At 49.3% G+C, this 16,992-nt stretch carries 10 protein-coding genes; 9 read left to right on the top strand and 1 reads right to left on the bottom strand.

Annotated elements, in window-relative coordinates; genetic code table 11:
• Positions 1–63: 63 nt before the first annotated feature.
• Positions 64–1,719 carry a beta-N-acetylhexosaminidase gene (locus tag GK108_RS12095; protein WP_163948000.1) on the bottom strand — a complete coding sequence of 552 codons (1,656 nt, stop codon included), beginning with the start codon at positions 1,717–1,719 and terminating at the stop codon, positions 64–66.
• Positions 1,720–1,901: 182 nt separating this feature from the next.
• Here GK108_RS12095 and GK108_RS12090 point away from each other — a divergent pair, with 182 nt between their 5' ends.
• The 9 genes from GK108_RS12090 (at position 1,902) to GK108_RS12050 (ending at position 16,926) form a co-directional block, all read left to right on the top strand.
• A complete protein-coding gene (locus tag GK108_RS12090) occupies positions 1,902–2,054 on the top strand; it encodes a hypothetical protein (protein WP_163947997.1) in 153 nt (50 codons plus the stop codon).
• 126 nt (positions 2,055–2,180) lie between these two features.
• Positions 2,181–3,221: a LacI family DNA-binding transcriptional regulator gene (locus GK108_RS12085; RefSeq protein WP_163947994.1), complete on the top strand. Its 1,041-nt coding sequence runs from the start codon at positions 2,181–2,183 to the stop codon at positions 3,219–3,221.
• 54 nt (positions 3,222–3,275) lie between these two features.
• Entirely contained in the window at positions 3,276–4,517 is a 1,242-nt protein-coding gene (locus GK108_RS12080; RefSeq protein ID WP_163947991.1) for a mandelate racemase/muconate lactonizing enzyme family protein, read from the top strand.
• 182 nt (positions 4,518–4,699) lie between these two features.
• A complete protein-coding gene (locus GK108_RS12075) occupies positions 4,700–7,828 on the top strand; it encodes a SusC/RagA family TonB-linked outer membrane protein (protein ID WP_163947988.1) in 3,129 nt (1,042 codons plus the stop codon).
• 44 nt (positions 7,829–7,872) lie between these two features.
• Positions 7,873–9,408: a SusD/RagB family nutrient-binding outer membrane lipoprotein gene (locus GK108_RS12070; protein ID WP_163947985.1), complete on the top strand. Its 1,536-nt coding sequence runs from the start codon at positions 7,873–7,875 to the stop codon at positions 9,406–9,408.
• Between the two features lie 158 nt (positions 9,409–9,566).
• Positions 9,567–10,922, top strand: a complete 1,356-nt coding sequence (locus GK108_RS12065) for an enolase C-terminal domain-like protein (RefSeq protein WP_163947981.1) — start codon at positions 9,567–9,569, stop codon at positions 10,920–10,922.
• Positions 10,923–11,044: 122 nt separating this feature from the next.
• On the top strand, positions 11,045–12,280 hold the full coding sequence (gene dgoD, locus GK108_RS12060; protein WP_163947978.1) for a galactonate dehydratase: 1,236 nt from the start codon (positions 11,045–11,047) through the stop codon (positions 12,278–12,280).
• A gap of 75 nt (positions 12,281–12,355) precedes the next feature.
• On the top strand, positions 12,356–15,346 hold the full coding sequence (locus tag GK108_RS12055) for a SusC/RagA family TonB-linked outer membrane protein (protein WP_163947975.1): 2,991 nt from the start codon (positions 12,356–12,358) through the stop codon (positions 15,344–15,346).
• A gap of 104 nt (positions 15,347–15,450) precedes the next feature.
• A complete protein-coding gene (locus tag GK108_RS12050; RefSeq protein ID WP_163947972.1) occupies positions 15,451–16,926 on the top strand; it encodes a RagB/SusD family nutrient uptake outer membrane protein in 1,476 nt (491 codons plus the stop codon).
• The last annotated feature ends 66 nt before the right edge of the window (positions 16,927–16,992 follow it).

Raw genomic sequence — 16,992 nt, 5'->3', positions numbered from 1 at the left:
GGCTGGCGCGCCAGCAGTTGTCTTGCGCCAGCCAACTATAAACTATAAACCATAAACCATAAACTATTTCCCCGCTACGTTCTTAGGCCATTGATACTGAAACGAGTTGTTGATCGGGGCACCGAAATAATTAACTTTCAGATAGTCGAGACGTTTGTTGTGCGTGTCCAGCCGTTTCTTAAAGTCGTCGAAGTTTTTACCATCACGGGGCGTCCAGGCTGTTTCGGCAACGGCAATCAGACGGGGGAAGGTCATATATTCGTAATATTCCGGGGTAGAAATATATTCGGTCCAGGTGTTGGCCTGTACGCCCAGAACGTGCTTGCTTTGCTCGGCGGTTAAACTGTCGGAGACAGACGGGTTGAAGCTATATACTTTGTCTAGCGTTAGAAGACCACCAATGGCCACTGGCTGCGTTTTTGGATCAGCCTGGTAATAATCGAGGTAGCAATACGTATTGGGAGTCATAATGACGTCATGATTCTCACGGGCCGCTGCAATACCTCCGTTAACGCCCCGCCAGCTCATGACCGTAGCATTGGGCGATAAACCACCCTCCAGAATTTCGTCCCAGCCGATAATTCTGCGTCCTTTCGACGTAACAAATTTATCGATTCGGCGGATGAAATAACTCTGAAGTTCATGCTCATCTTTCAAGCCCTCTTTTTTCATCAGATCCTGACAAAACTTACTTTGTTTCCATTCTATTTTTGGGCATTCATCACCGCCAATATGGATGTACTGACTCGGGAAAAGATCCATCACTTCGGTCAGTACATCCTCCAGGAACTTGAATGTTTCTTCCCGGGGAAATAAGACTTTGTCATGAACACCCCATTGGGTGGCTACGGGTAACATTCGATCTGGATTGGCACCAAATTCTGGGTAAGCGGCCAGCACAGCAACCGAATGGCCGGGCATCTCTATTTCTGGAATAACCGTAACGTATCGGGATTGGGCGTACTTAACGATGTCCCGAATGTCGTCCTGCGTATAAAAGCCACCATAAGGCTTATTATCATAGGTATTGTCCCGGTAATGACCAACCGTCGATTTAGCACGAATAGAGCCAATCTGGGTTAGTTTCGGGTACTTTTTGATTTCGATGCGCCAGCCCTGATCTTCTGTCAGATGCCAGTGAAACGTATTGAGTTTATGAAGCGCCAGCAAGTCAATGTATTTTTTGATAAACGGAACCGGCATAAAGTAGCGCCCGGCATCGAGCATCGATCCGCGGTAAGCATACCGGGGCTGATCCGCAATTTCACAGGCAGGAATGGACCAGGTTACACCATCAACTTTACTGGGACTAAACACGGCAGCCGGCATTAATTGCAGCAGCGACTGAACGCCGTAGAAGAAACCTTTTGGTTGCTCGGCCGTGATAATTACCTGTTTGGGCGATACGGTCAGTTTATAGCCTTCTTCGCCCAGCGCTGGACCTTTGGCCGTGACGAATGAAATTCCTTTTCCCGATTTACCCGTCGAAACGGTTGGGGTATAACCACTCGATTTGGCCAGCTGGTCGGCCAGCAGCTGGGCAATCTGGCGGACTTCCGGGTTGCCCGCCGTTACGCTGATCGTTACGTTGGACGGTATTTTATACATACCGCTACGTTCGTCCAGACGCGCAGGTTTCGGCAGAATGGCATAGGTTGCCTGCGCATACACCTGAACAGCGAGCAGCGTAGCGAATAAACAGGTAAGCAGATTTTTCATTGGTAAGTAGGGTTGGTTCTGTTGTCCTGAATTGACTTTCTGACTGCAAAATACAATCTGGTTCCTGGATAGGGTAGGGTCTAAGCGCTGAATAGGAGACAAAGGTTTTGCCGTGGCCGAAGATGAATCTGAGTAGCAAAGAGGCCTAATCGGCCCTGATGCTATAAAAACTGCCAAAATGGATGATTATACAGGAAAAAGAAGGAGCGCTGAGCATGGTGCGCAAACGTTTGCCCTTTTTTGAAAAAATCTGTACTGGTTCTGCGGTAAATGAACAAGCTGTTTTACCGACCAATGGGATCAATCGCCTAAAAAGTGGATACACTATGGGTTGAACCGCTGATTCAGGTACATCTGCCGATCCGTAATAATGATATTTATTAAGAAAATAGTAAAAAAAGTTAACGGAGAATTTTTTTGTTTAAAGGATTAAGCATAGATTTGATCGCCGTAAAAATCAGATGAGTACTAAAAAAACTTCGTTAAAGGATATTGCTCAAAAAGCCGGTGTTTCCACTGCTTTAGTTTCTTATGTTCTGAATGGAAAGGAGAAAGAAAGCCGGGTTGGTCAGGAAATTGCCATCAAGATCAGGCAGATTGCGGCCGAGCTAAATTACCAGCCCAACCATCTGGCCAAAAGCCTGAGAAGTGGGAAAACGCATACGATCGGCTTAATTATCGCGGATATATCCAACCCGTTCTTTGCGAACATTGCCCGGGTTGTTGAGGACGAAGCAAAACATAACGGCTACACCGTAATTATTGGTAGCTCCGACGAGAACGCCGACAAATCGCGGGATTTGCTGGATGTACTGATAAACAGGCAGGTAGACGGATTCATTATTGTCTCGTCCGAACATTCAGAGTTGCAGATTCATTACCTGAAAGATAAAAATATACCGTTTGTATTACTGGACCGCTATTTCCCGGAGATTCAGACCGACTTTGTATCGACAGACCATTATCAAGCTTCGTACGAAGCCGGTGTGCATTTGATTAAGAATGGCTATCGGCGTATTGGCATGATCGCCTACGATTCGCAGATGTTTCATATGCAGGAGCGGATCAGAGGGTATCTGGATTCATTTGAGAATAATAAGCTGGAATCGAAGAAGTCGTGGTTAAAACAGATTCGAATTACGAATATTGAGAACGGCGTAAAAGAAGCTATCGATGAGCTGATGAACGCCAACGAGCCCGTCGACTCGCTTCTGTTTGCAACCTATAGTCTGGCAATCAATGGATTGAAATATATCAATGAATTAAAGTTAAGAGTCCCCGCCGATTTGGGAATCGTCAGTTTTGGACAGGCCGAAGTGTTTGAATTATACCAGTGCCCTATTACATATCTCAAACAGCCGATTGTGCTTCTGGGGAAAACAGCCGTTGAATTATTAGTGAAGAAACTGAAAGATAACGTAAACGAACCCGCACAGATACTCATGAAAGCTGAATTGATTGAGCGTGCATCATCGGAAAGTAAACCCAATAGCTCTATATAAATTTGCTTGTCAGCTTAATCGTTTAAGCTTCCTTTTTTAATCGTTTAGTCAACTATGCAACGCAGAAATTTCCTTAAATCCGCCTTGGTTGGTTCCGCCGTAGCCTGGACTGGTCTCCCGATCCAGGTGGTAGAAGCAGCGCCTAAGCTGAAAATTACCAAAATTCGCTATTACAGTGCTCCAGGGTATAACAAACCTTTGTTTAATCAGGCGCGTGGTATTGTCGAAATTCAGACCGATGGTGGTATTGTCGGAATTGGCGAAGGCGGGTCTAAGGACATGATCGAGCAGTGCGCCCAGATGATGATCGGGGAAGACCCATTCCGTATTGAACACATCTGGCAGAATGTCTATCGCGGTATGTTTTATCCGCCAGGCCGGGAAAAACTGCATGCACTGGGTGCTCTGGAGATGGCGTTGTGGGATATAAAAGGCAAAGCGTTGGGCGTTCCGGTTTATGAATTGCTGGGAGGGGCCACGCGTGAATACGTAGAGTGTTACGCTACTGGTTTCCGGGCTTCCAAAGCGAAAACCGAAGAAGAGCGCGCCCGCGATTGTATAGAAGCTGGTTTACGGGCGTATCGAATTGGACCCACCGGCGGTAATGGCGACCAGCCCTTTGATTTTTATGAAAATGCCAAGAAAACCATTGAGTTCTGCAAACGTATCGATGCCGCTGTAGGCGGAGGAGGTAAATGGGCTATTGATCTGCATACGCGTTTTGATACAACGGAAGGGATTAAAATCTGCAGAGCCCTCGAAGAGCTGGAGCCTTATTTTGTGGAGGATATTGTCCGGTCAGAAAACCCCGATGTCTATAAAACAGTACGTCAGATGACTACCGTACCCATTGCGGTTGGCGAACAGTTTGGCGATCGTTGGGATAGCAATATGTTTATCGAGCAGCATCTGATCGATTATACCCGCTTTACGCTGCCCAATACCGGAGGGATTTCGGAGTTTAAAAAACTGGCGTCTATGTGCGAAACGCATTACGTTGGTATGATTCCGCATTTTACGGGTCCATTGGCCACCGCTACGCTGGTACACGTGCTTGGTTCAAGCAGCCCCATGCGCTGCCTGATGGAATTGGGCGGTGGTGAGCCCGAACGTCCGGCTTACTTCAATGAGGATTTCGTGAATTTTAAAAATGGTAAGCTGTATCTGAATCCAGAGCCAGGATTAGGCGTCAAGTTCGACCCTAAAAAAGCCACATTTGTGATGGAGGTAACGGCTAAAACCCAGTTCCCGCATCCAATCCTAAAGAGTCCCGACGGAGCTATACACAACTGGTAGTACGTATAGTAACGCTCATTATACAACCTGAAAAAGAAAAGTAAGTAGCTGTTAGTCTCCAAGCTGGCTTCGGAGGATAGCTATTTTTAGAGCTCTAGAAAAATTAGATTATATCAATAGTTGATGTTGATATAAATGGATGGTTTTTCCTTTTTTTTCCTTTTCCTAAATCTCTATTATGTATGAACAAAGCTCTAGTTCTTTTTTATTTGTTGCTGAGCAGTTGCCTTACGCTGGCCCAGACCAACAAAATAACGGGGAAGGTGACTGGTCCTGATAACCAGGGGCTTCCAGGTGTAAACGTCGTGATTGGTGGAACGTCGGTGGGGACGGCCACTGATGCTCAGGGTAGTTATTCTGTCAATGCGCCAGCCAATGGTTCGCTGGTTTTTTCCTACATCAGCTACGTAACGCAAACTGTACCTATCAATAACCGATCAGTTATTAACGTCCAGCTGGCGGAAGATGCAAAAGCTATTGATGAAGTGGTGGTTACAGCGTTGGGAATCAAGCGGGAAGCCAAAACATTAGGATACGCTACCGCTACCGTTAATGCCGACCAGATCAACGTAAACCGTACCAATAACTTCATGAATGGTCTTCAGGGTAAAATGGCCGGGGTTAACATTACCAGTATGGGGTCAGGACCAGCCGGTACGTCTAAAATCCGTATCCGTGGCCAGTCGTCGTTTAGCGGTCAGAATAACCCGCTGATTGTAGTCAATGGGGTTCCTATCGATAACTCGAACTACTCGCTGGGTGGCGATTTTGGCAGCCGCGCCATGAACAACTCCGATGGTGGCGATGGCTTGAGCAGTATCAACCCCGACGATATCGAAACCATGACGGTACTGAAAGGCGGAACGGCCGCTGCTTTGTATGGCTCTCGGGCCAAAGATGGCGTAGTGATGATTACGACCAAGAGCCGGGGCGTGGGAAAAGGTCTTGGCGTTACGTATAACACCAACTTCACGACCGAAACGGCGCTGGACTTTACCGATTTTCAGTACGAATATGGTCAGGGAGAAGGGGGCTTACGACCAACGTCGGCTAATCCTACCTCGGGTGTATGGAGCTTTGGTGAAAAGTTTCAGCCGGGCATGACCCAAACTTTATTTGACAACGAAACCTGGCCGTACGCTCCTGTGCGCGACCGGGTTAAACAATTCTATCGCGTTGGAACAAACTTTACGAATACAGTAACCGTAGCCAATAACGGTCAAAATGGTGGCTTTAGCCTGTCGTTGAGTAATACCGATAACAAGGGTATTATGGAGAACAACTCCTTCAACCGGAAGGTGATCAATCTAGGGTTTTCCCAGAATATTAGTAGCCGGCTCACAGCTAGCGGAAATATCAACTATTCGAAGGAAAACAACGTGAACCCGCCCCAACTGAATGCGCAGGATTTCTCAGTATCGACGGTCATTTTTACGCTGGCTAACTCGATGCCGTTCGACGCGCTACGTCAAAACCAGACCTTGCCCAATGGCGATGAATTTGTGTTTTCGCGTTTCCTGGTACGGAACAACCCGTACTATTCCATGAATTACCACTTCGAGAACATTCTGCGCGACCGTATTTTTGGGAACATAGCGCTACGGTATCAGTTCACGGATTGGCTCTATCTGCAGGGACGTATTGCGCAGGATTACTACGTTCGGAATCAGGATTATAATATCCCGAATGGCTATGCACCGATTGCCAAAGCGCCCGTCGGGTACGTTAATGGGTCGTATACGCAGGATGTTCGCCAGAATACCGAACGGAACATCGATTTCATTCTGGGCGGTAATAAAACCTTCGGCAAGATTGGCGTAGACGTAACGCTGGGTGGCAATGCACGTTACGCCCGTAATGATTACAACAGCGTAACGGTACAGGATTTTGTGCAGCCGGGCTTGTATACAGTAGCCAATGGTCGGGTCAAAAATCCCGTCTATCAGCTGGCGGAAAAGAAGATTAATTCGTTGTTCGGCTCCGCTACGGTATCGTACCGTGATTACCTGTTCCTGACCGCAACGGCCCGTAATGACTGGTTCTCCACGCTGGCTCCATCAAACCGGAGTATTTTGTATCCATCCGTTACGGGTAGCTTCGTATTCTCGCAGGCTTTTGAGCGGCTGCCTCAGTGGATTTCTTTCGGGAAAATTCGGGCGGCCTATGCGCAGGTTGGTTCTGACAACGTAAACCCCTATTCGAACGCGCTGTACTATCAGGTCGATAACAACTCGTTCCCCAATCCATCGGGTCAACTGGTGCCGGTGGGTGGTATCAACGTATCGACCGTTCCAAACAAAAATCTGCGTCCCCTTCGCATTCAGGAAGCTGAGGTTGGTGTAGAGCTGAAGTTGTTTGACAGCAAAATCGGTTTCGACTTTACGTACTATCACAAGACAACCAACGATCAGATTCTGGCGGCCCAGATTTCAGATGCGTCGTCGTACACTAACAAGCTGATTAACGTAGGACGTAGTATGAACCAGGGACTTGAAATGGCCCTGAACTTCTCGCCTGTAGTTACGCCCGCCTTCCGCTGGGATGTAAACGCCAACGTATCGTATAATACATCGAAAGTTCTCCAGCTCGGATTATCTCCGAACGATACGGTTATCACGGTCAGTGGTGGTAGCGGTCGGGTGTTGAATCAGGTAGTCGGAAAACCGATTGGCCAGTTGTACACCTTTATGTATCTGCGCGATGCTCAGGGGCGTAAAGTATTCGACGCCAATAGCGGTATGCCACTACGTAACAATACGCTCCGAAATGTTGGTAACGCACTGCCTACCTATTTTGGCGGTATTACAAACACGTTTACCTACAGAGGTATTACGTTGTCGGCCCTGATCGATTTCAAGCTTGGGCATAAAATGATTACCGGACGTAATATCAACTACCTGCGTCATGGTCTGTCGAAGCGGACGCTGCCCGGTCGGGATGTGGGTTATGTAATCGGCGATGGGGTCAATCCAAACGGAGAGATCAACAAAACCAGAGCAGCCGTTCAGCCTTTCTATGAGTCGTTGAACCCACTGGGCATCCACGAAGATTTCGTAAACAATGCCGGGTTCTGGAAACTCCGTCAGATTAGCCTGGGCTATGATTTCGGCAAACTGCTTCCGGAGAAATTCTTCATCAAAGGCATGAGACTGAGTGCGGTAGCGAACAACGTATTGATTATTAAGAAATGGACGGAGAATATGGACCCCGAAGAAGCGATGGTCTCGTCGGATAACTCGGTTGGCCTTGATTTCTGGCCTGGTTTACCACCAACCCGCACGATGGGCTTTAACCTTAATGTTCGATTCTAAGTGTAGTGTGGACCGCTGGTTCGCGTAGCCATAACATTTGACTCATGAAAAGATATATCAATCATATAATCGCTCTAACCCTTTCGCTGAGCCTGCTGACGAGCTGCGATCAGGGCTTTACTGAGGTGAATACTAACAAGGTCGATCCGACCTCGCTGGCGCCCTCGATGGTGCTGAATAAGGCCATTATCAATACCAATTACCTCGATGGCTTTGGTACATTAGGTATGCTTTGCTACAACTTTGGTATTGTACAGCAGATCATTACGCCCTATGGAAGTTCGTTATCGGGCGGCAATTATGACCAGGTCAATAACGGCAATACGCAGTTAGTCTGGCAGAATTTTTACCGTAACGTAGTGAAGCAGCTTGTGTCGGTGCTGGAGCAGACTAAATCCGATCCGCTGCAAATCAATACGTATCAGGCCGCTCGAATCTGGCGTGCCTATGTGTATATGATTCTGACCGATACCTACGGCGATATTCCTTATTTCGAGGCAGGGCAGGGGTACACAACCGAAATCATTACGCCCAAATACGACCCTCAACAGGACATCTATAAAGATATTCTGAAGGAACTCGAAGAGGCATCGGCAGCATTAACGACGGCCCAATCGCCGGTAGTGACTGATATTTTGTACGGTGGCGACGTAGCGAAATGGAAAAAATTGGGCTATACGTTTATGCTACGTGCCGCTATGCGCCTGACGAAAGTAGATCCAGCAATGGCCGAATCGTATGTGAAGAAAGCGGTAGCGGGGGGCGTATTTCAATCCAATGCCGATAACTCGATTCTCCGGCATACGTCGCTGTATAACAACTACATCGCCAATCACTTACAGGCTCGGGAGAAGACAAATTTCTATCTGGCTGCACCTTTTGTCGATTACCTCAAAGCGAACAACGACCCTCGGCTGCCCATTTTTGCGGTACGTTACGTTGGCGCTAAGGGCGGTCAGGAACAGACGTCGGCACGGGCGTCGTCAGATCCTGCTACGCAGGTTGGCATGCCAATGGGGTATAACGACGTAACGATTTCGTCTACCTTCCAGGCCAATGGCGTAGTAAGTCTCTGGGACTATTCGCAGGTCAATCTGAACACAGTGCTGAAACTGGACTCGCCTGAATTCCACATTACGTATGCGCAAACGCAATTGTTGCTGGCTGAAGCGGCAACGCGTGGGTGGGTGACTGGTTCGGCGGCTGATTATTATGCCAGAGGAATACGCGCCAATCTGGAGCAGATGGCCTCCTATGGGTCAACGATTCCAGAAGCAACCATCGCAGCGTATCTGACCGCGCATCCGTTCGATGCCGCCAAAGCGCTTGATTTGATCAATACGCAATACTGGGTAGCCACTTTCCTGGACGGGAACGAATCCTGGGCCAATTTCCGGCGGAGTGGATTTCCGGCGTTAAAGAAAAATCCATACCCAGGATCTGAGGTAAAAGGCGACTTTATTCGTCGGATGATCTATCCCGATAGCGAAATCATCGTGAATTCAGGCAAACTGAATGAAGCCATAACTCGTCAAGGTCCCAATACGCTCGACACCCGCGTGTGGTGGGACAAAAAATAACAATGTATAAACTCTTTTCTCGCAACGGAGAACAGCCGGCTACAGATTGGTCCATTGGGTGGACTCACCGTAACTAATGTGCACTAAACCAGTGGGCTGATTTGTAGCCAGTAATCCGTTGCGAGTAAACCAACTTGTCAATCCCTTACTTTTTACTCATGAATAAACCTGATCAAAATCGTCGTGACGCGTTAAAGATGTTAGGCTTAGGTTCCTCGGCCGGTATCCTGGGCTTGTTTGGCGGACCATCAACTGCCGAAGCCCGCGAGCGGCAGGGCATTCCGCGATACGCCGTCGGTGCTACACCGGTCAAAATCAAATCGGTCAAGGCTATCGCCACCGCCCCACAAGGTTCCAACCTCATCGTGGTCAAAGTCGAAACTACCGAACCCGGTCTTTACGGACTGGGTTGCGCTACGTTTACCCAACGGGCGGCTGCGGTCGTTGTGGCCATCAACACCTACCTCAATGAGTTCTGCGTAGGCAAGGATGTCGATAATATCGAGGATATGTGGCAGGCTGCTTATGTTAGCTCGTATTGGCGAAATGGACCCGTACTCAACAATGCCCTTTCGGGGCTGGATCAGGCGCTGTGGGACATCAAAGGCAAGCGGGCCGGTATGCCAGTTTATCAGTTGCTGGGCGGAAAAGTACGTTTTGCGATTCCCTGCTATACCCACGCTGGGGGAAATACGCCGGAAGCTGCTGCCGAAAGTGTGAAAAAATTCATGGAGCAGGGCTTCAAACATATTCGAATTCAGCAGGGTGGCTACGGAGCCGTGGGCGCTACGTCCGACAAGCCCGATTTTAAGGTGGCCGGATTTGGGGGTGAGACCGATAACTACATGAACGTACAACTCTACCTGAAGTCGGTGCCTAAGATGTTCGAGGTTGTGCGTAAACAGTGTGGCGATGAAGTGGAATTACTGCACGATATCCACGAGCGGGTGCAGCCGATCGAAGCCATCAACATGATCAAGCAACTGGAAGACTATCGGCCATTCTTTATCGAAGATCCCTTCTCACCCGAGAATATGAAATGGTTTGCGCAACTGCGCCAGGCTACCACCGTGCCCATTGCCATGGGTGAGTTATTCAACAACATCAATGAGTTTAAAGAACCGATGGTCAATCAGTGGTTTGATTTCATTCGGATTCACGTATCGCAGATTGGTGGGATCACTCCAGCCATGAAAGTAGCTCGTCTGGGCGAGTGGTTCAACGTTCGTACTGCCTGGCACGGTCCGGGCGACGTATCGCCGGTGGGGCATGCGGCTCATGCGCATATCGATCTGGCGGTCTGGAATTTTGGTATTCAGGAAGCGGTGCAGTTTTCGGACAAAATGAAAGAAGTGTTTAGTGGCTGCCCGACGATGAACAAAGGCTACATGTCGGTTAATGAGGTACCGGGTTTAGGGGTCGATATTAACGAGAAGGAAGCGGCCAAGTATCCCATCACTACCAAATCCAACTGGCAGGTACGTAAAATGGACGGTACGATCATCCGGCCATAATAACTATACAAGTTTGAGCGTGGTGTCAGGTTCATAAACCTGACACCAAAAAATCACTAATAACCCTTCATTTTTTTAGATTCTTGCTTAAACGATTAAGATAACCTTTAACCAAAAAACAAATGAAAAAGAAAGGCATATCCCGACGTAGTGCCATCCAGTCGGTGCTTGGCGTTGCTGGCATGAGCACGATGGTATTGCCTCAAACATCCTATGCATCCAGCCCTGGGCATTTCGCCGATTACAGTAAAGTAAAGATTACCAAGCTGGAAACGTTTCTGGTAAAGCCTCGGTGGATTTTCCTGAAAATTCATACCGATGTTGGTGTGGTTGGATTGGGTGAACCGCTTTTGGAAGGTAGAGCCCTGACCATACAGACCGCCATCAAAGAGGTGGAACCGTATCTGATTGGTAAAGACCCGCGCCAGGTTGTCCATCACTGGCAGGCGATTTATCGGCATGCATTCTATCGGGGTGGTCCTATTCTGACGAGTGCGCTGAGCGGTATCGACCACGCCTTGTGGGACATCAAAGGCAAACTACTGAACGTACCGGTTTATGAACTGTTGGGTGGCCCAACGCGTGATCGGGTTCGGGTATATGGTCGAGCCAGCAACGCTGAGGATATTAAGAAAAGAAAAGCGGAAGGTTATACCGTCATCAAAACGGGGGTTGCCAAACAGAATCCGGCTAACATTGTCGAGAATCCTAAATTCATTAAATACGCCGTCGACAATTTTGCTTCGCTACGAGAAGCGGGTGGCGATGATATGGATATTGCCATCGATTTCCACGGCAGCATACCACCGCAAACCTCAAAGCTACTGATCAAGGAGTTAGAGCCGTACAAACCTATGTTTGTGGAGGAACCCGTTCAGGCCCAAAACGTCGACGTACTGGCCGACATCGCCCGGGGGACGCATCTGCCCATTGCGGCTGGCGAACGGATTTTTACGAAATGGGGCTTCCGCGAATTACTGGAAAAACGAGCGGTCAGTATCGTACAGCCTGATCTGTGCCACGCCGGTGGGATCACCGAAGGACGTATCATTGCCGGGATGGCCGAAGCGTACTATGTTCCCATCGCTCCGCATAATCCAATGGGCCCGATCTCGCTGGCAGTGGGGCTTCATCTGGCGGCTAGCGTTCCAAATTTCCTGGTTCAGGAGCAGGTATCGCTGGGCGACGGATACATCAAAAATCCATTCAAGCTACAGAAAGACGGCACGGTCATGATTCCCAAAGGGCCTGGGCTGGGCATTGAACTGGATGATGCACTGATGAAAGATAAAATTGGCCACGACTGGAAAAATCCCGAAACCTACAATGCGCTGGATGGCTCCGTGGTCGATTGGTAACAAACGAATTTCATACTACCTAGTCAACTTTAAATACAGCTAACCTACTTTCTATTAATCAATGAATCGTTTATCATGAAAAAAAATGTAGTTTTTTTCGTTTTTCTACTGCTTCTGTGCCAGGGCTATGCCTTTGCTCAGAGTGCCAGGGTGACCGGGAAGGTGACCGGGCCAGACAACCAGGGGTTGCCAGGAGTGAACGTGCAGGTGAATGGCACAACAACGGGTACGTCGACGGATGTGGACGGAAACTTTGCCCTGAATGCCGCCAGCACGTCCTCGCTGGTATTCTCTAATATTGGCTACGTGAGCCAGACCGTTCCCGTTAATGGACGTAGCGTAATCAATGTGCAACTGGCAGAAGATCAGAAAACGCTTAATGAAGTCGTAGTGGTTGGGTATGGTACGCAGCGCAAAACCGACGTAACGGGGGCACTGACGGCCATCTCAACGAAAGAATTTGCGCAACAGCCTGTCACTCGTCTGGATCAGGTGTTGCAGGGACGAGCTGCGGGGGTGCAGGTGACCCAGACGAATGGGGCTCCAGGTGGCGATGCCCGTATTCGGATTCGCGGAGCCAACTCGGTATTAGGTAATAACAACCCACTCTACATTGTTGACGGATACGTTGGCGCTGATTTCAACTTTGTGAACCCCAGTGATATCGAAACAATTCAGGTGCTGAAAGATGCGGCCTCTACGTCCATCTACGGTAGCCGGGGCGCAAACGGGGTTGTTATCATCACCACTAAGAAAGGTGCACGGGGTCTGAAAGTAAATTACGAAGGCCAGTTCAGTATTTCGGAAAACATCAAACGGTACGACGTATTGCCAGCGGGCGAATTTGCCGAAATCGTCAATGCCCGCGCTACGGCTACCGGTTCTGGATTACCGTTTACGGCCGACCAGATTGCGCAGTATAAGCAGAATGGCGGAACCGATTGGCAGAGTTTAGTATTTCGGCAGGGTACTGGCCAGCAGCATCAGGTAACCGTATCGGGTGGTGGCGAAAAAACGACCTACCTGATCTCGGGTAACTACCTGGATCAGAATGGTATTGTTAATAACAGTGGTTTCCGCCGGTATATACTACGTACCAACATTAACACCCAGGTAAACGATAAGCTGTCGTTCCGCCTGAATCTGTGGGGAACGCAGTCGAAAAACCATAATACGCTGGATGGTGGCGCTATTGTTCAGGCGCTGGCCTGGGCACCAACCACGCCCGCCTATGGCAGTGATGGAATGCCCACCTTTACTGATCCAATCGGCTCCGTATATAGGAACCCGTTAGATTACCTGTACGATCAGTCGATCGACACAAAACGGGCTAGCCTGAACGTAAACGGTGGCCTGAATTATAAACTGCCGATCAAAGGTCTGACGCTCGATTTACAGTATGCGGTCAACTACTTGAATTCGCAGAACCTGAACTTCACCGGTAAGCGTCTATCGAATGGCGTGCCAAGTGCAACCCGTTATTCGACCGATCAGGTAACGCTGCAGAATACGAATAACCTGAATTATGATGTGAAGATCGGTAACCATTCGATCAATGCGGTTGCTGTTCTGGAAACGCAGCAGTACACCGAACAGAACTTTACGGCTACGGCTTCGGGCCTCCGTTTCCCGCAGTTAGGCTACGATAACATCGGCGGTAACGCAGCCGCTTCGGTAGCGTCGGCGTTTAATAAATGGACGCTGTTATCGCTGCTGGGCCGGGTCAATTACAGCTATAAAGACAAGTACCTGGTAACGGCGGCCGTACGGCGCGATGGGTCTTCTAAATTCAGTTCCGCGAATCGCTATAGTGTGTTCCCATCGGTTGCGCTGGGCTGGCGTTTGTCGGAAGAAGAATTTATCAAGAATCTGAACGTATTCAGCAACCTGAAACTACGGGGTAGCTGGGGGATGACGGGTAGCCAGGCGATCAATCCCTACGCTACGTTGTCGACCTACGGAACAACCTTTTCGGCCTTCAACAACTCAGCGGCCACGGCGGGCGTAATTCTGGGCAATCCGGGTAACGTAAACCTGAAGTGGGAAACGACTAAACAGACTGATGTTGGTCTGGAAATGGAATTCCTGAATGGCCGTATCCGCATCGAAGCTGACTATTTCAAGAAAAATACGACGGATCTGCTGCTGAACGTAGCGATACCTGCCTATGCGGGTGGCGGTACGCAGACACGTAACGTGGGCGAAGTGGAAAACAAAGGCATTGAACTCTCTATTGGTGGTACGCCCATCGATAAAGGAGGCTTCCGCTGGGAAACCAATCTGAACGTATCGACCCTACAGAATCAGGTAGTCAGTTTGGGTGGTTTACCTCGCCTGGGTACAGGCACGGGCGTTGGTGGCGGTATGTCGACCACGAACGAGTTTATGCTGATGCCTGGCCAGCCCTTGGGTTCATACTGGGGCCTGAAATACCTGGGCACCTGGAAACCAAACGAAGCGGATGAGGCCGCCCGATACGGTCGTGTGCCCGGTGATCCACATTATCAGGACCTCAACGGCGATAACTCCATCACCACGGACGATTTTCAGATTATTGGCCGGGCATTCCCGAAAGCAACTGGTGGCTGGAACAACACCTTTACCTACAAAGGGTTAACGCTAAACGTATTCTTCAACGGCGTATTTGGCGTTGATAAACTGAATTACACACGAGCCGCTGCTTTGTCGGGATCGGGGGATGCGCGTCAATTTATTCTGACAGAAATTCGCGATTACTACCGCCAGGGTAACGAAACGTCGGATATTCCAGCCTTCACCAGAACGTATCAGCCCTTTACGCAGTCGAGCCGGTTCCTCGAAAACGGAAGTTTCGTACGGTTGAAAAACATCAGCCTGTCCTATAACGTACCAACCGGTTTCATCAAGAATAAGGCCAATCTTCGGGTGTTTGCCAGCGCGACGAACCTGTTTACGATCACCCAGTACAAAGGACCAGATCCAGAATCGGCACGAGTCGGTTCGAACACGGATACGGCCATCGGTATCGATTACGGCTCTTATCCTAACTCGAAAACATACACACTGGGCGTTAATCTGGGCTTCTAAACGTTTATCAGTTTATGGTCCTATCGTTTATGGTTCAGGAAAACCGGCACAGGTAAACCAGAAACTATAAACCCAAAACCATAAACCAGACACTGACATAAACCATGAAAAAATTATTATTAATTGGACTTGTGGCTATGCTGGGAGCAAGCTGCAAAAGTTATCTGGAAGAAGATACAACCGGGTTATTATATGGTCCGAACGTATTGTCGACGCAGGAAGGACTCGAATCGGCACTCACGGGGGCTTATCGTGGTTTGGGTGCACAGTGGACCTACGGGTTCCTGCATCCATCGGCTAACGCGGCAACGTTGGGCAGCGACGACGTAACGACGCACCCAGCCAGTAATAAAGCCGACTGGCGTGAATTCGATCAGTTTAACGTATCGACAACCAACCAGCGTTCGGGAGCTGTTTACAACGGCTGCTACAAAGCCATCCAGGGTGCGAACAACGTCATAAACAATTACCAGAAAACGACGGGCACCAAGGCTACGATCGACATTATTGCGGGCGAAGCTTATTTCATTCGGGGGTTTTCGTACTACTGGCTGACCCGTTTTTACGGAAGCATTCCGCTGGTTATGGCTGGTGAGTATTCCGACTCGTTGCTAACGATCAAAAAGTCGACCCCAGCGCAGGTATACGATCTGATTGTGGCCGATTTGAAAAAAGCCGAAACGATGCTGCCCAACACACGCCGTGAGCCAGGTCGTCCGAATGCGGGTTCGGCAAAAGCGTTCCTGGCCGATGTGTACCTGACGATGGCAGGCTGGCCGCTCAAGCAAACCGACAAGTACGATCTGGCGGCTGCCAAAGCCAAAGAAGTAATCGATAACCGTGCTACGTATGGGTTCGCGTTGATGCCAACGTTTGCGGAGGTGTTTGCGAATGATCCGGCAGTGGCTAGTATTCCGGAGTCTGTTTTCCAGATTAGCGGTTTTACGGGGGGGAGCGGTACGGCCAACGCTACGTATGGCAATACAACCATGCCGGGTGAAGAAGGCGGCTGGGATGATATGTTTGCGGAGTTATTTTTCTTCCGCGATTTTCCGGAAGGTCCCCGCAAATCCGCTACGTTCCGCACCGAATTTGGACTGGGAACCACGAAAATACCCTGGCAGAACAGCCTGACCCGACACCCTTATTATCAGAAGTGGTACATCAAAGGCAATATCGTTACGTCGAGTATCTCGCTGCCATCGGTGATGATGCGCTATCCGCACGTATTGACCATCTATGCCGAAGCAAAAGCGCGTGGTACGGGTGGTCCTGATCAGGCAGCCTACGACGCCCTGAATGCTGTTCGGCTACGGGGCCGTGCTACGGGTACCAAGGCGCTCACGCCAGCCGATGGTCTTACGGCAACGCAATTTGCTGATGAAGTGGTGCAGGAGCGTGCCTGGGAGTTTGCCTGTGAGCGCACACGCTGGTTCGATCTGATTCGTCTGGAGCGCGTGGAGGCAGCCAACGCAGCCAAAAGCCCCGACGATTTGCAGCCAATCAAGGCAATTACCAAGGCAAATTACTGGTTCCCGTTGCCTTACTCTGATACATCAATTAACCCTGGTTTGAATTAATAATACCTGTAGCGTGGACCTCCGGTCCGCGTAGCCGTAGCCTAAAATAGCAAGCTAACCTTTAGC

This window comes from Spirosoma terrae, assembly GCF_010435915.1.
Taxonomy (GTDB): Bacteria; Bacteroidota; Bacteroidia; order Cytophagales; family Spirosomataceae; genus Spirosoma; species Spirosoma terrae.
Note: the sequence above shows the minus strand (reverse complement) of the source record. Positions and strands in the feature narration are given on the sequence as shown.

Excerpts from the sequence above, each read along its gene's own strand:
- GK108_RS12095 (WP_163948000.1), bottom strand. The coding sequence starts at position 1,719 with ATGAAAAATCTGCTTACCTGTTTATTCGCTACGCTGCTCGCTGTTCAG.
- GK108_RS12090 (WP_163947997.1), top strand. The coding sequence starts at position 1,902 with ATGATTATACAGGAAAAAGAAGGAGCGCTGAGCATGGTGCGCAAACGT.
- GK108_RS12085 (WP_163947994.1), top strand. The coding sequence starts at position 2,181 with ATGAGTACTAAAAAAACTTCGTTAAAGGATATTGCTCAAAAAGCCGGT.
- GK108_RS12080 (WP_163947991.1), top strand. The coding sequence starts at position 3,276 with ATGCAACGCAGAAATTTCCTTAAATCCGCCTTGGTTGGTTCCGCCGTA.
- GK108_RS12075 (WP_163947988.1), top strand. The coding sequence starts at position 4,700 with ATGAACAAAGCTCTAGTTCTTTTTTATTTGTTGCTGAGCAGTTGCCTT.
- GK108_RS12070 (WP_163947985.1), top strand. The coding sequence starts at position 7,873 with ATGAAAAGATATATCAATCATATAATCGCTCTAACCCTTTCGCTGAGC.
- GK108_RS12065 (WP_163947981.1), top strand. The coding sequence starts at position 9,567 with ATGAATAAACCTGATCAAAATCGTCGTGACGCGTTAAAGATGTTAGGC.
- dgoD (WP_163947978.1), top strand. The coding sequence starts at position 11,045 with ATGAAAAAGAAAGGCATATCCCGACGTAGTGCCATCCAGTCGGTGCTT.
- GK108_RS12055 (WP_163947975.1), top strand. The coding sequence starts at position 12,356 with ATGAAAAAAAATGTAGTTTTTTTCGTTTTTCTACTGCTTCTGTGCCAG.
- GK108_RS12050 (WP_163947972.1), top strand. The coding sequence starts at position 15,451 with ATGAAAAAATTATTATTAATTGGACTTGTGGCTATGCTGGGAGCAAGC.